The 16911-nt window shown below is 67.5% G+C and carries 1 protein-coding gene; it reads right to left on the reverse strand.

Going from position 1 to position 16911, the window contains the following annotated elements; translation table 11 throughout:
* Positions 1 to 102: 102 nt before the first annotated feature.
* Complete coding sequence (locus ACH49N_RS06715; RefSeq protein WP_358271431.1) at positions 103 to 16863, reverse strand: amino acid adenylation domain-containing protein; 16761 nt, start codon at positions 16861 to 16863, stop codon at positions 103 to 105.
* Positions 16864 to 16911: the final 48 nt, after the last annotated feature.

The following is a 16911-nucleotide window of genomic DNA, read 5'->3' on the forward strand; positions in this document are numbered from 1 at the left end:
GAAGGTAGTGAAGCCTATCCTTATTTCGAGCACAGTACCAAGAAGAAAGCCCCTCCGGGACAGCCATCTCGGCACCGACTCTGCGATCCGGATCACGTGAAGTCATGCCACCTCCCCGCTCCAGTTCGCCACGAGCGCGGTCAACTCCGCGGCCCACATCGCCACGGTGTCGAACTCCAGCACTGCCGAGGAGAAGGAGAAGTAGGCGTGCACCGCCCCCTCTCCGACGGGCTCGTAAAAGCTCAGTGTCAGGTCCGCATCCGGCACTCCGACCGGCACCGGCATCAACCCGTCCAACGCACCGAGATGCGACAGGCGTGCCTGCTCGTGATGCACCAGCATGATCTGCGGACGCATTACCCTCGCGTCGCCTTCGCCGAGGGCCTCGACGACCTCGGCGAAGGCGATGTCCTGATTGTCGAGGGCATCGAGGTTGTTCGCACGGATACGCCGCAACAGCTCCGTGAAATCCGGTTCTCCACTCGTGTCCGTCCGCAGCACAACGATGTTGAAGAAGCAGCCGATCAGGTGGTCCAGTGCCTCCTCCGGGCGTCCCGCGACCAGAGAACCCATGGGAATGTCCGTACCGGCACCGTGCCGCGTCAGGACGGTCGCGAGTGCCGCCTGCAACACCATGAAGAGACTGGTTCCGGTACGGCTCGCCAGCGCATCGATCGCGGCGTGCAGATCCGCATCGATCTCCACGGGCACGACCTCCGCTCGCGGCGCGGACTGCGAAACCGGGCGAGGCAACTCCAACTGCGCCGGTAGTCCGGCCAGCCGCTCCCGCCAGTACGCGAGCTGTCGGGCGTGCCGGCTGCCCGGGTCCGCCGGGTCGCCCAGAAGCGACCGCGACCACACGACGTAGTCGGGGTAACTCACCGGCAGCGGTTCCCACTCCGGGGCACTGCCGTCCGAACGCGAGGCGTACGCCCCCAGCAGATCCCCGAGCAGCGGCACCACCGACCACTCGTCCACCCCGATGTAGTGCATCGCGAGGAGCAGGGCCTGTGTTCCGTCCGCGCCGCCGACGAGGTGGGCACGGAGCGGCGGCTCCTCGGTGAGGTCCATCGGCTTCTGGGCCAAGGCGAAGACCGTGCGATGCACGTCACCGTCGCCGACGTCGACCACGTCGAGCGTCGGCGGAACCGCTTCCTGCGCAATCACGGTGCCGTCGATCTCCACATACACGGTGCGCAACGGTTCGTGACGGGACGCGACATCGCCCAACGCCTGCGCCAGGATCACCGGATCGACCGTCCCGCGGAGTTGCAGCGACAGTGCATGACTGGCCGTCGCGTCGCTTCCGGCCGCGCGGAACTGGTACCAGAACCGGCGTTGCGGACCGGACAACGGCACCACGTCCGGGCGTGGGTACGCCGGTGCGAGCACGGGCCTCCCACTTCCGCCGGCGGCGATCACGATCGCAGAGAGTTCGGCCACCGTGGACCGGTCGAAGATGTCGCGGATGCCGATGTCGACACCGAATCGCTGACGAATCCTGCCCACCAACCGCATCGACGCCATCGAGTTTCCACCGAGGTCGAAGAAGTTGTCGTGAATTCCTACCGACGGCAGGTGCAGTATCTCCGCGAACGCCCCGGCGATCTCCTTCTGCTCCGGCGTCTGGGGGGTACCGTCCCCCGTCAACGCGGACCAGTCCGGCAGAGGAAGCGCCTTGCGGTCGAGCTTTCCGTTCGGCGTCAACGGCAGATCGCCGTCGAGCACCACGACGAGGGTGGGCACCATGTAGTCGGGTAGTCGTGTGGCCGCATGCTCGCGCACGGCCCGTGGGTCCACGGCGTCGGACAGGGGATCCTCCGACGGGGTCACGTAGCCGACGAGCCGGACGATGTCGCCCTCCCTGTCTGCCACTACAGCAGCCTGCTTGACACCCGGATGACTCCCGAGCGCTGCGATGATCTCGCCGAGTTCGATGCGGAATCCACGAATCTTCACCTGATCGTCGACACGCCCGAGGAACTCGATGTTGCCGTCTGCCCCCCAACGAGCCCGGTCACCCGTCCGGTACATCCGCGAACCCGCGGCCCCGAAAGGCGAAACCACGAAGCGTGCCGCGGTGAGGTCGGGCCGGCCCAGATACCCACGTGCGAGCCCACGCCCGGCGATGTACAACTCCCCCGCCACCCCGGGCGGGACCGGCTGCAGGCGGTCGTCGAGCACGTACGCCTGCTCATTGGGGTCGGGAATGCCGATCGGCACGGCCGAGGTCCAGCCCGGTTCGGCCTGCCACAGAGTGTTGTTGACGGTGGCCTCGGTGAGCCCGTACGCGGCGAGAAGATTGAGCCTCTCCGCCCATCGGCCGATCAGCTCGGGCGGCACCGTCTCCGTACCCACCAGCACCGTACATCCCTCGGGGACGACGCACCCCGCGGGAAGCGCCGCCAGCAGGGACGGCGGGATGATCGCGTGCGTCACCGCGTGCTCGGCCATGAAGTCGGTGAGTTCGGGTCCTGCCACCCTGGCGTCGTCCGGGACGATGACCAGACGCGAACCCGTGCACAGGGCCATCGACAGCTCGAAGACCGCCACGTCGAAGCCGATCGACGCGAACTGCATGACCACCGAACCGGGAACCAGTCGCATCCGCTCCTGCGCCGTGGCCACCAGGCTGGGGATGCCGTCGTGGGTGAGGATCGCGCCCTTCGGTTTTCCGGTGGAACCCGACGTGTAGATGACGTACGCGGCGTGGTCCACACCTCGCGGCGGACCCGGCAGATCTTCGCCGTGCGCGGTGTCGAGTTCGGCAAGAATCGATGCGTCGTCGAGGAGTACGCGGCTCAGTCCGTCAACCTCTGCGATGCGCGGGCTCTCCGAGATGGTCGTCACGAGTACCTGCGCGCCGGAGTCGGAAAGCATGAACGAGATGCGGTCGGACGGATGGTTCAGGTCCAGCGGCAGATAGGCGGCACCCAGCTTCAGTGCAGCGAGAACCACGGCCACCATGTCCACCGACCGCGGAACAGCCAGTCCGACAACGCTCTCGACCGACACCCCGCGACGATGCAGCAGTGCTGCAATGCGGTCGGCGCGTGCACTCAATTCCGCATAGGATGCCTGACCGCGCTCGTCGACCACAGCGACGGCGTGCGGAGCGGAATCCACGTGGCGTGCGAACGCATCGTAGAACGTCTCCTCCGGCACGGGCAGCGCGGTGTCGTTGAACCCACGCACCACCAGTTCTCGTTCTTCGTCGAGGAATACGTCGAGATCACCGACCGGAACGTCGGACTGCACTGCGACTGTATCGAACACGGAGATCAGTCGACGTGCGATCTTCGCCGCGGTGTCGCGGTCGAACAGGTCGCTGCCGTACTCGAGACGCAGTTCCACCCGGTCCTCGTCGAGGTACTCGGTGTAGTTGAACACCAGGTCGAACTTGGCGGTGCGCTCCTCGAACTGCACCGGAGTCACCGAAAGACCGGGTGCGAGAGCAGCATCCGCTGTCCGGCTGTGGTAGCCGACCATCACCTGGAACAGCGGATTCCGGGCCAGGGTGCGGCCGGGATTGACCTTCTCCACCACCGCCTCGAACGGGACGTCCGAGTGCGCGAACGCAGCCAGGTCGATGCCACGGACTCGACTCAGCAACTCGTCGAACGTCGGATTGCCGGACACATCCGTCCGCAACACGACGGTGTTGACGAAGAACCCGATCAAGTCGTCGAGACCCTGCTCGCTTCTTCCCGCGACGGGTGCCCCGATCGGCAGGTCGTCCCCCGCACCGAGCCTGTGCAGCAACGCCGCGGATGCCGCGTGCATCACCATGAACATGGTCGTGCCGGTGGCGCGCGCCAAGGTACGGAGCGAGCGCGTGGTGGCGGCGTCCAGCACCGTTTCGATGGCACCACCCGAAAAGCTCGGTCGCGCCGGGCGAGTGCGGTCGGCGGGGAGCACCAATTCTTCGGGTGCCCCGTCGAGAGTCTTCGCCCAGTAGTCGAGTTGACGGCTCACCAGGCTCGACGGGTCCTGCGGATCGCCGAGCATTTCCCGTTGCCACAGGGTGTAATCGGCGTATTGCACGTCGAGCGGTTCCCATGCCGGTGCCGAATTCTGCGCCCGGGAGGCATAGGCCGTCATCAGGTCCCGGAGGAACGGCCGGTCGGACCATTCGTCGGTGGCGATGTGGTGCAACACGATCGCCAGCACCTGCTCGTCACCGATCCGGATCAGGGCCGCTCGGATCGGAATCTCCGTCGCCAGATCGAACGGGCGACCAACCGTGTCGCCTACCAGTCGGACGAGGTCGGCATCCGTGCCGTCCACCACGCTGACCTCGGGTCGCACGTCGTCGAGGATCACCTGCACCGGTTCGCCGTCGTGCTGCCCGAACACGGTGCGGAGCGATTCGTGCCTCGCCACCACGTCGGCCAGTGCCTGCGCCAGCAACCCGGGATCGAGCCCGTCCCGCAGTCGCAGCACGATCGGGAAGTTGTAGGCCGCCGAATCCGGGTCCATCTGCTGCAGAAGCCACAAACGTTGTTGCGCAGCCGAAAGCGGGAGATTCCGGGGGCGCGGTCTCGCGGTCAGCACGGGACGCGTCGACCCCGTGTTGCCCCGAATGCGGTCGGCCAGTTCGGCGACGGTGGGCGCCTCGAACAGGTCGCGCATGACGAGGTCCGTGTCGAGGGCGGCCCGGGCCCGGCTGATCAGACGGGTGGCCAGCAGCGAGTGCCCGCCGAGGTCGAAGAAATTGTCGTCGACACCCGGGGCCGGAACACCGAGGACATCGCCGAACAGGTCGGACAGCACCCGTTCGGTGGTGTCCCGCGGCTCGGTGCGGGCACCGGCGTGGACGCCGAGCACCTCCTCCGCAGACGGGAGCGCCTTGACGTCGAGCTTGCCGTTGACGGTCATCGGCAACGACTCGACCTCGATGACCGCGGCCGGAATCATGTAGTCCGGCAGGGTTGCGCGCAGCGCCCGTGAGTACTTATTAACATCCCGCGGTTGATAAGTACTCACGGGGACGGTGTAGCCCACGAGCCGCTTGAAACCACCCGGGCCGGTATCGACGACCACGGCGGCCTGGCGCACGTCGTCCAACGCTTCGAGCGCCGACGCGATTTCGCCGAGTTCCACCCGGTGGCCGCGGATCTTCACCTGATCGTCGGTGCGGCCGAGGAAGTCGAGATTCCCGTCCTCACGGCGACGGACCAGATCACCCGTCCGATACATACGTACGGACGTGCCGAACGGATCGGCGACGAACCGCTCCGCCGTCAGCGCGAACCGGTTGAGGTAGCCGCGCGCCAGCCCGACACCGGAGATGTACAGCTCACCGGGAACACCGTCCGAGACCGGACGCAGCCAGGCGTCCAGTACATACGCCGAGGTGTTCCAGATCGGAGTTCCGACCGTCGGAGTGACGCTGTCGCCGGTACCTGCCCCGAGGGTGTTGATCGTGTACTCGGTGGGGCCGTACAGGTTGTAACCACACGTTCCCTCGGTGTCCCGCAGACGGTTCCAGACCGAATCCGACACGGCCTCGCCGCCGAGCAGCACCAGAGGTGGCCGATGGCGTCCGTCACCGTCGTCGAGCAATCCCTCCTCGATCAGGTGTTGCGCGTACGTGGGCGTGACGTTGACGACGTCGATCCGATGGGTGTCGCAGTAGGACACCAGGGCTTCGGCATCGCGGCGGAGGTTCTCGTCGCAGATGTGGACCTCGTGGCCTTCGACGAGCCACAGCAGTTCCTCCCACGACATGTCGAATGCGAACGACACGGTGTGGGCGATGCGCAGACGCCGGCCTCCCGCGGCGCTCACCACCGGTTCGAAGATCGCCTCCCGGTGGTTGAACTGCATGTTGGTCAGACCGCGGTACGGGGTGACCACACCCTTCGGCTTGCCTGTCGACCCCGACGTGTAGATGACGTAGGCCGGATGGTCCAGCCGCCCCGGCGTCCCCGGCACGAAGCTTCCGAGTTCGTCATCGGACAGCGGCTCCGAAGACACGGTGTCGAGAAGTGCGGTGTCGAGAAGTGCGGTGTCGACCGGGAGGACGTCGACGTGGGCCGCGGCCAGCGTGCCCGCGACCTCGGCGGTGGTCACCAGGGTGACCGGGCGCGCATCGTCGAGCATGCCCACCAGGCGTTCGGCGGGGTGGTCCAGTTCGAGCGGCAGGTAGGCGGATCCGGTGCGCAGCACGGCGAACAACGCCACGACCATCTCCACCGACCGCGGAAGTGCCAGCGCGACAATCTTCTCGGGGCCGGCGCCGTGATCGAGCAGGAGCCGCGACATGCGGTTGATGTCGGCGTCGAGTTCCGCATACGTCACCGTGCGGTCCCCGAAGACGAGCACCGAGAGGTCCGGGCGCTGCCGGGCGGCGTCCGCGAACAGGTCGGCGATAGTCGCGTCGGGCAACTCTCTGGTGGCCGGCGGGGTGACCGCGGCCGCACCGGGAATACTGCCCACCATCGCGGACATGTCGGTGGACCACTGTGTGAGCAGGTCCACGAAGCGGGCCAGCATGGCTTCCACCCGCGACTGCGACACGCGATGGGGATGGAATTCGAACTTCACCTTCACGCTGGCGCCCGGCGTCACGACGACGGTCAGCGGGTAGTGGGTGTGGTCGATGCTGTCGCCGCCGCTGATGTCGTGGGCGGCATTGAGCGCCGAAACCTGCTTCTCGTCCACGAAGTTCTGCAGCACATACAGCACGTCGAAGAGCTGCCGGTGGTCCGAGACGCGCTGAATAGAGGCAAGACCGAGATAGTCGTACGGGGTCAGCGCCAGCCGTTCGGACTGCGCCCGGCGCAGCAGCTCGGTGACGGTCTCGCCGGGACGCAAGGTCATGCGGACCGGGACCGTGTTGAGGAACATGCCGGCGACGGCATCGAGGCCCGGCACCTCGGGGGGCCGGCCGGCCACCGTGGTGCCGAACACCAGGTCCGCTCTTCCCGTTTCGATGCCGAGTACGACGGCCAGAGCGGCATTGAGCACGGCGTTGAAGGTGACACCGGCACCGCGGGCGGCGGCACGAAGTCGTTCGCTGAGGTCCGCATCGAGCACGGCGTCCCGGCGTTGGGGCGGCTGTGGGGCGTCCACGGCTGCCGCGGCCACCAGGGTGGGTTCTTCGAGTTCGCGGAGGGCTTCCGTCCATGCCGCCTGCGCTGCGTCCGGGTCCTGTGCGGCCAGCCAGGTCAGGTAGTCCTCGAAGGTCCCCTCCGGGGAACCGAAGCTCGAGTCGTCACCAGCCGAATCATAGAGGGCGAGAAGTTGACTCACCACCAGGCCGTTGGACCAGCCGTCCCACAGCAGGAACTGCCGGTTGACCACCAATCGGTCGTGGTCGTCGGTGAGATGGAGAACCATCACGCGCCACAGCGGCGGAGCCGTCAGATCGAACGGCGCCAGACGGTCGCGGGCGGCCAATTGCTCGGCGTAGTCGGCCCGTTCGGCGTCACCCAGATCCCGAAGATCGTATTCGGTGATCGGCACGTCGAGCCCTGCGCTGACGAATTGCACCGGAGCCGAGAGCCCGTCACTGACGAATCCCGCCCGGAGCGTGGGATTGCGTCGTTGCAGGGTGCGCAGCGCAGCGGCAAGGCGGTCGGGGTCCAGTCGGTGCGCGAAATCGAGCGAGAACTGCGCCGTGTAGATGTCCGAACCTGCCGCGAACCCTGCCTGGAAGTACAACCCTTCCTGAAGTGGTGACAACGGGAGCACCGTCTCCACGCCCGCAGGGCAGGTCGCCGCGATGCGGTCGATCTCATCCTGGGTCAGGCGAACCAGCGGCAGATCCGACGGGGTCAGTAGCGCCGGCCCCCGATGTTCGGATACCGACTCCGCCAACTCGCCGAGAGCCGACGCCCAGCCCTCGCTGAGCGCGATCGCGTCGTCCTCGCTCAGATCGTCCTCCGACCAGGCGAAGACGGCGTGCAGCTGCGAACCCTGTTCGCCGTCTTCACAGAGCGCGTTGATCACCAATCGGTAGGGCGCGCCGAAATCGGCATCGGGGTCCGTGTGGAGGGAATCGGATTCGGCCGCCGGGGTCCACGGCCCGGACACCGCGTGTGGCATCCGGCCCAGGTAGTTGAACAACACCTGGGACTCGGACCGCGACCCGAGGAGTCGAGCGGTCCGCGCGTTGAGGTACCGCAACATGCCGTATCCGATGCCGCCGTCGGGCGCCGCACGCAGCTGTTCCTTGACGGCCTTCAGGGTGTCGAGTGGGCCGCCGGCGCTGGGCAACCGCACCGGGGCGACATTGGTCAGCCAGCCGACCGTGCGCGAGAGGTCCAGTCCTCGAACCAGTTCCTCGCGGCCGTGCCGTTCGAGGTCCACCAAGAGGTCGTGGTTGCGTTCGTTCGCTGCGCGCCACCGGTCGACAGCCAGCCGCAGTGCGGCGACCAGCACGTCCGTGACGCCAGCGCCGACCGCCGCGGGAACGGTGGTCAGAAGCGCGTTCGTCAGCGCGGAGTCCAGGCGCACGGTGCGACGAGCGCCGCTGCCCACGACCGCGGTACCGGAGACACCGGGGACGAGGTCGGCGCCCGGTTCGGTGACCTCGAGCCAGTGGTCGAGTTCGGCGAGACGTGTCGGCGCGTGCGCCTGTTCCGTGACGATGCGCGAGAACGTCCGCAGCGATGTGGGCACGGGATCGAGTGCCGAGGCTTGTCCGCTGTCGGCGGCCACCCAGGCCATGGCGAGGTCTTCGACGAGGATTCGCCAGGACACCCCGTCGACGACCAGGTGATGGGCGACGAGCAGAAGCCTGCCGAGCTCGTCCGGTCCCGCGTCGAACCAGACGGCCGACACCATGATCCCGCTGTCCGGGTCGAGCCGGTCGGTGGCGGCGTCGGATTCCGCGGCCACCAGCTGACGCAGTGCCTTGTCGTCGAGTCCGGTCGCGTCGACCCGGCGGATCGACGCCTCCGCCGTCTCCGCGATCTCGAGTGACCAGACTCCGGGCGCATGCCGGGTCAAGTGCTGGCGAAGCCCGTCGTGATGGGCGATCACCGAGCGCAGCGCGGAAGTGAGCACGTCGCTGCTGGTGCCGGCCGGTGTGAGCAGGAGAACGGCCTGGTTGAAGCGGTCTTTCTCTCCGCTCCACTCGGACAGCCGGTGAACGACGGGAAGCGGCAACAGTGCCCCCGTCCCCGACTCGATCGGCACTGCGGCCTCGGCCACGGCGGCCGGCGTGTCACCGGCGAGCCTCGCGAGGGCAGCCGGTGTCCGCTGCTCGAAGATCTGGCGTGGGGTGATCGTCAACCCCTCCCGCCGTGCGAGATTGACGAGCCGGATGGCCAGGATGCTGTCTCCACCGAGCATGAAGAAGTCGTCGTCCACCCCGACCACGTCGAGCCCGAGGACTTCGGCGAAACGGGCGGCGAGCATTTCTGCGGTGTCGTTGCCGCCGGCGTGTGCCGACGCTGCCGGAGCCGGGAGGGCGGGCGCGGGAAGAGAGGTGCGATCCAGCTTGCCGCTCGGGGTGAGCGGGAACGCGTCGAGGATGACGAAAAGGACGGGAACCATGTACTCGGGCAGAGCGGAACTGAGCCGGGCACGAACGTCGTCGAGGTCGATGTCACCCACGAGGTAGCCCACCAACTGCTGCCTGCCCGGCCGGTCCGAACGGACGACGGCGGCCGCCTGCCGCACTCCGGGACAGGCCGACAGGTGCGCCTCGATCTCGCCGAGCTCGATTCGGAAGCCCCGCAGCTTCACCTGATCGTCCACTCGGCCGACATACTCGACGGCTCCGTCGGCATTGATCCGTGCGATATCGCCGGTGCGGTACATGCGAGTACCGGAGGGTGAGAACGGGTCGGCGACGAACCGCTCCGCACTCAGCGCTGCCCTGCCGAGGTATCCGTCGGCCACCTGCGGTCCCGACAAGTACAGCTCTCCCGAGGCACCCGGCGGCACCGGATGCAGGTACCGGTCGAGGACGTACAAGCCGGTGTTCGACGTCGGGAAGCCGATCGGCACCGACGACGCTGCAGCGTCGATGTTCTGCACCGACGCCGCGTAGCTCACCTCCACGGATGCCTCGGTCGGCCCGTACAGGTTGTCGACTTCCACGCCCGGCAGCACCTCGGCCACCCGCCGTGCCGACGCCACGGGCAACGCCTCACCGCTGCAGGCGATGATCCGCAGCCCGGTGCACCCGGCCGCGGCAGGCTCGGCGAGAAACGCCTCGAGCATCGAGGGGACGAAATGCGCTCTGGTTACCGACTTTTCGACGATGACATCCGCGAGGTAGCCCGGATCCTTGTGTCCGTCCGGCCGCGCGAGTACGACGGTAGCGCCCGCGAGGAGAGGGCCGAAGAGTTCGGGCACCGAGACGTCGAAGCTGGCCGGAGTCTTCTGAAGCACCCTGTCCGACGGGGTGATCGGCCGGAACGACTGCATCCACAGCAGTCGGTTGACGATGCCGGCGTGCGGCACGACGACGCCCTTGGGCCAACCGGTCGAACCGGACGTGTAGATCACGTACGCGGGATGGCCCGGCGAGCCCGACTCGGGCAGCGGTGCCGACGAGTAGTCGTCCGCTTCGCTGACGCGCATCTGGGGAACGCCGGCGTCGGTGAAGAGAGCGGCGGATCCGCCGTCGGTGACCACGCACACCGGGTGCGCGTCCTCGAGCATGTACGCCAATCGCTCTGCGGGGTAGCCGGTGTCGAGCGGCACATAGGCTCCGCCCGCCTTGCCGATCGCCAGCAGCGACACCATCAGGTCGAGTGAACGTGGCAACGCCACGGCCACCCTGGACCCCGGGTAGACACCACGCTCGATCAGCAGCCGCGCGAGACGGTTGGCCCGTAAATGCAATTCGGCATAGGTAAGTTGTTCGTCCTCGAACACGACGGCCACCGCGTCGGGTGTTCGGGCCGCCTGCTCCGCGAGAAGAGCGGTGAGTGTCGCGTCGGGGAACGCCGGACGCGCATCGGGCACGGCCGAGTGGACCGGTCGACGTGAAGCCAGAGCCACACTCGACACGGCTTGGTCGGCGTCGCGAGTGACCTCGCGAAGATAAGCCACCATCGATTCGGCGAAACGGTCGGCTGTCGCCGAATCGATGCGCGTCGCATCGTATTTCAGCTCGAGGGCCACCGTGTCACCGGGCACGACGATCAGCGTCATCGGGTACGGCGGGTGCTCTTCGAAACGCACGTTCGTCAGGTGTACGGACCCGGACGGGTCGGTGGCAGCGCCGTCACCCAGCGGGTAGTTCTCGAAGACGACGAGTGTCTCGAACATGGTGTGCAAGCCTGCATCGCGGCGCAGTTCGGCCAGTCCGACATGCTGGTGGTCGAGCAACGCCGATTGCTCGTCCTGCCATCGCGTGAGCGCCTCGGCCACCGTCTCGGTGGGCCGATACCGTAGTCGCGCCGGAACGGTGTTGATGAACAACCCCACCATGGATTCGATTCCGGGCAGGTCGCCGCCGCGCCCGGACACCGTGGATCCGAACACCACGTCGTCCGTGCCGGTGAACCGGCCAACGACAAGTCCCCAGGTGCCGTGGACGAGCGTGCTCAGGGTCAGTCCGCGGGACCGGCCGACGGCCACGAGTGCGTCGGTATCCGCGGCCGGCAGCGCCACCTGCACGCTGCGAATGCCGGACTCGATCGGAGACGCGGTGCGGGGCAACTCCACCGGCTCCGGTAGGTCCCTGAGCGCCTCTCGCCACACCTCGAGGGACGCGTTCCGGTTCCGCGCGGCCAGCCATTCGAGGTAGCTGCGGTACGGGGTGGGTGCCGGCAACACCGGCGGTGTACCCGACGTGCTGTAGAGGGCCAGCATCTCCCGCAGCATCACCGGCACCGACCACCCGTCGGCGATCACGTGGTGGATCGACTGCAGCAGAAGGTACTTCTCCGACTCCAGTCGGGTGAGGGTGTAGCGCAGCAGCGGCGGCCGGTCGAAGGCGAAGCCGCGAGCGCGATCCGCGGCCAGCACCTCCTCGATCCGCTGAGACGGGTTCGCGACTTCGGTGAGGTCCAGCACGTCCATCGGTACCCGGACACCGTCGCGGATCACCTGCACGATCCGGCCGTCCGACACGGACGAGATTCCGGTGCGCAGTGCAGCGTGCCGATCGACCACGGTCTGCAAGGCCCGGTGCAGTGCGCCGGGGTCGACGGGGCCGCTCAGCTCGATGACCTGTTGCACCACGTAGGAGTCCGAACCCGTGTCCTCGAACGCAGACTGGAAGTAGATTCCCTCCTGCAACGGCGTCAGCGGGAGCACATCGGCCGGCCCCGACAACGCGTCGGCGTCCTGCTGCGTCAATCCGACCAGCGGGAAGTCCGAGGGTGTGCGGCCGCCCAGGCGTTCGATGCCGGCTACGGCCGACAACGCCGTGGTCCACTCCTCGGCGAGCGCCTCGACGTCGTCCCGCCCGAGAATTCCGGGCGCCCAGGTGAAGGAGGTGCTCAGCACCGGCCCGTCCCCGCCGTCTTCGGCAATCACGTTCAAAGTCAGGACGTGCCCGAGCGGCATGCGTGGGTCGTCGGCGCCGCCCATCGCCTGAGGCAACCAGTCGACGTCTCCCCCGGCCGCGACTCGGCCGAGGTAGTTGAAGAGCACCTGAGGGGTCGGCGCGTGCTCGAGTTCCGGCACCGAGTCACCGAGGTAACGCAGTACCCCGTAACCGAAACCGGCTCCCGGGATGCTGCGCAGCTGCTCCTTGACGGCCTTCAGCGCCGACGCCAGCACCTCGTCGCTGTCTGCCACACCGGCGTCGATCGCCACGGGATACACCGTGGTGAACCAGCCGACGGTCCGAGACAGATCGACCGCCGGTCCGCCGGGCGCGCGCACCAGGTCTTCTTCGCGTCCGTGTCCTTCGAGATCGAGCAGGACCGGACCCGGCGCGGCCTCCGCTCGACGAGCGGCCCGCCACCTCGCGGCAGCCACGGCGAACGCGGTGAGCAGCACGTCGTTGACGGATCCGGAGAACGCTGCGGGAACGGCCGACAGCAGTGGGCGGGTGAACTCGGGCGCCAGCGTGACCGTGAGAGTTTCGGCTTGACCGGCCAGATCGACCGCGGGGTCGAGTGCACGGGATCCGAGCATCGGTTCGGGAGTCGACGTCACTGCCTTCCAGAACGGCAGTTCGGTATCGAAAGATCCTGTGTGCGCGCGTTCTTCGAGCAGCGCAGACCACCTGCGTAACGACGTGCCGACGGGCGCAAGGGCGGGCTCGGCACCGGAGATGAGAGCAGCGCCCGCCTGCGCCAGGTCTTCGAGAATGATGCGCCAGGAGACGCCGTCCACTACCAGGTGGTGGCCGATCAGAAGCAGCCTGCCCGGACCGGAGGCCACCCGGAAGAGGACGGCCTGCAGCATCGCGCCGCCATCAGGATCGAGCCGGTCGAGCGCTGCCGCGGTTTCGCCGTCGAGCCGCTCGGAAAGGAGCTGATCCATACTGCCCTCGACCTCGACGACGCGCAGCACGTCGGATGCCGAGGAGGGATCCCAGTGCGGCACCGACAGTGTCCACCGCTTCCCGCGAACCAACCGTGCTCGCAGGGCGTCGTGCCGCTCGAGGACGGCGGAGAGCGCTTCGCGCGCACACTGTTCGTCGAATTCGGGCGGGGTTTGCACCAGCACCGACTGGTGGAACCGGGTGATCTGGTCTCCCGCCTTGCTGATGCGGGCGAGGATCGGAGTGCCGGCCACAGCGCCGAACGCGATGTCCTCCGTGTCGACCGCTGCCACCTCGCGCCCGGCCTCGGCCCGGGCGAGCGCTTCGGCGGTGCGGAGCTGGAACACCTCGCGCGGACTGATCGACAGCCCTTCCCTGCGGGCATGGTTCACCAACGAGATGGCGACGATACTGTCGCCGCCGAGGGCGAAGAAGTCATCGGTGACCCCGACCGACTCCACTCCGAGGACTCCGGCCATCAACGCGCACAACGATTCCTCGACGACGGTACGCGGGGCGACCTTGTTCCCCGCCGCGCCCAAATCGGGTTCCGGCAGGGCCCGCCGATCCAGTTTGCCGTTGGCCGTGAGCGGAAACCGGTCGAGAATCACGAAAGCCGACGGCACCATGTACTCGGGCAGTCTCGACGACGCCCACGTCCGCAGTTCGGAATCGTCGAGTGCCGAACCGGAATCGGGCACGAGGTAGGCGGCGAGATACTTGGCGCCGGTCGGCGTCTCCCGCACCACCACGGCGCTGTGCCGCACGGCGGGATGCGCGGCGAGTCCCGCCTCCACATCCTCGAGTTCGAGGCGCATCCCCCGGATCTTCACCTGATTATCGGCGCGGCCGAGAAAGTCGAGCGAACCGTCGGGGGTCCACCGGGCCAGGTCACCGGTTCGATAGAGGCGTGAACCGTCGGCGGCGAAGGGGTTGGCAACGAAGCGAGCCGCCGTCAGCGCCGACGCTCCGACATACCCGCGTCCGAGCAGGAATCCGCCCGCGTAGAGCTCACCGCTCGCACCGAGCGGTACCGGGTTCAGGTGGCCGTCCAGTACGTAGAGTTGGGTGCCGGGGTTGGGGCGGCCGATCGACGTCGCGATCCGTGCGGCGTCTTCCCGGTACACGACGTGTGAGACACCGATGGTCGCTTCTGCCGGACCGTAACCGTGATACAGCGTCGTCGACAACTGAGCGCGGAAACGTTCGAACAGTTCCGGTGTGAGAACCTCACCGCCACACCACACATGCTTCAGTACCGACAGCCGATCCGTGCCCCGCGACAGGTCGAGAAGTACATCGAGCATCGAGGAGACGAGGTAGACGAACGTCACCGACTCCCGCGCGATGAGGTCGAGCAGGTACTGAGGGTCGCGCTCCCCGCCGTGCTCGGCCACCACCAGCCGCCCACCCGACACCAGTGGTAGCAGAATTTCGTTGACCGAGATGTCGAAAGACAAGGGGGCCTTGAACAACGACGCGTCCCCGGTTCCGAAATGCAGAATCTCGTCACGCTGCCACAGCAAGCGGGCGCACACCGCGTCGTGGCGAATCATCGCACCCTTGGGCCTGCCTGTCGATCCCGAGGTGAAGATGACGTACGCCAGTCGGGCACCCTGCACGGTGGGAGCGGGCAGGTCGGTGGAGTAGCCCGCGTACGCCCAGTCCGCCAGGTCGACCGGGACAGCGCTGCCACCGGCGTCCGCCACCCCGCCGGGTCCAGTGAGGACGAGGCTCGCCCCCGCGTCCTCGAGAACCGCAACGCGACGCTCCTGCGGCCACGACGGGTCGAGGGGAACGAAGGCGCCGCCCGCGCACACCACGGCCAGGAGCCCGACCACCATCTCGGCCGAGCGCGGTAACCCCACGGCCACAACGTCTTCGGATCCCACGCCGCGAAGCCGCAGGTGCTGGGCGAGCTGAGCCACCCGTTCACCGAGCTCGCGGTAGGTGAGGCGGATCTCGCCGGCGACCAGCGCCTCCGCGTCCGGGCTGCGTCGCACCTGCTCCTGGAACAGTTCGGGGATCGTCGCCGACTCCTGTGCGCGCCCAGAGTCGTTGAAGTCCGTCAGCAGTTGGTGACGTTCGGCCTCGGTCAACGGGTCGAGAGTGGAGATGGTCGCGGAAGGGTCGGCGACGAACTGGCCGACGAAGTGTTCGAGCCGGCGACGGTGTTCCTCGAGTTCGGCATCCAGGCCGTAGGGCGCCCGTAGATCGATCTCGATGGCTTCCGAATCCTGTCCTCCGCGAATGGAAAAGTCGAGGTCCGATACCGGTCCAGTGGCCGAACTCCGCACCCACGCCGGGAACCCGCCGAAGGTGAGCGAATGCTCGAACATCATCGAATTGATACCTGGTCCGAAAATCTGCCGGTCCGGGTCGAGCGATCGCAGGTCACGGGCTAAATCTTCACCGCGGTAACGGCCGTGCCGCAGCACCGAGACGAGTGTCGTATCGATCCGCCGGGCCAGCGCGCCCACAGTCATGCCGGAATCGACCTGAATCCGCAACGGCAAGATGGTGGAGGCCATCCCGGGCACCCGGCGCATGTCGCGCCCGACCCGCGCCGCCATCGGCAGCGACAACGTGAGGTCGCGCCTGCCGGTGATCCGGTGGACATAGGCCACCACGATCGCGAGAGGCAGTCGCGTGCGGCGAATTCCGGCGTCGGCTGCAAAGGCGTAAAGGGCGTCGGCGTCCTCCCCGTCGATCTCGACTACCGCCGAAATCGGTGCTTCCGACCGGTCGTCGACAAGAGGGAGCAACCGCGGGGGTTCCGGTGCGTCGATCACCTGCTGCAGCCAGAATTCGCGATCGGCTGCGAAGCGCGCGGACCCGCGGTACTCGCGATCGGCGGCAAGCAGCGAGTCGAGGGGCCAGGGTCCTGCGGCGGTCTCGAGGTCGGGGTCGTCGTAACGCTCGACGACGTCACCTACCAGGAGGGTGATGCCATAGCCGTCGATGATGCTGTGGTGATAGCGCTGGTACCAGATCAACGATTCGTCGCCGGTGCGCAGCAGGGCGTGATGGAACAAGGGCTCCTCGCCCCCGACAGCGACCACGGTCTGCATGTCACGGTCCATCCAGGCATGCGCACTGGACTCCGGATCCTCGTCGGCGCGCAGGTCGACGACGTCCAGGGACCAGCTGTCGGGGGGCGTGGGCACCTGCAGGAGTTCGTCGTCGTCTCCCCGCTCGAAACGCACGTGCAGCGCCTCGGCACGTTCGACCGTCTTCCGGACAGCGGCGATCGTGCGGTTCAGATCGATCGGACCAGCGACCTCGACGACCAGCGACAGGTTGTACACCGGGCTGCCCGGGTGCAACTCCTGCCCCACCCAGACCTCGGACTGCGCGGCAGTGAGGGGCAGCGCGGTCGGCGTAGAAGCAGACGTGTGCGCGCTCTCTGCAGAGAGGAACTGAGCCTGGGCAGCCGCCGAGTGGTCCGGTGACATGGTGATCCGATCGTCCGTCGAGAGTGCTCGTCGCACGACCAGCACCCG

Origin of the sequence: Rhodococcus sp. NPDC019647 (genome assembly GCF_044389235.1) — a bacterium.
GTDB lineage: Bacteria > Actinomycetota > Actinomycetes > Mycobacteriales > Mycobacteriaceae > Rhodococcus_F > Rhodococcus_F oxybenzonivorans.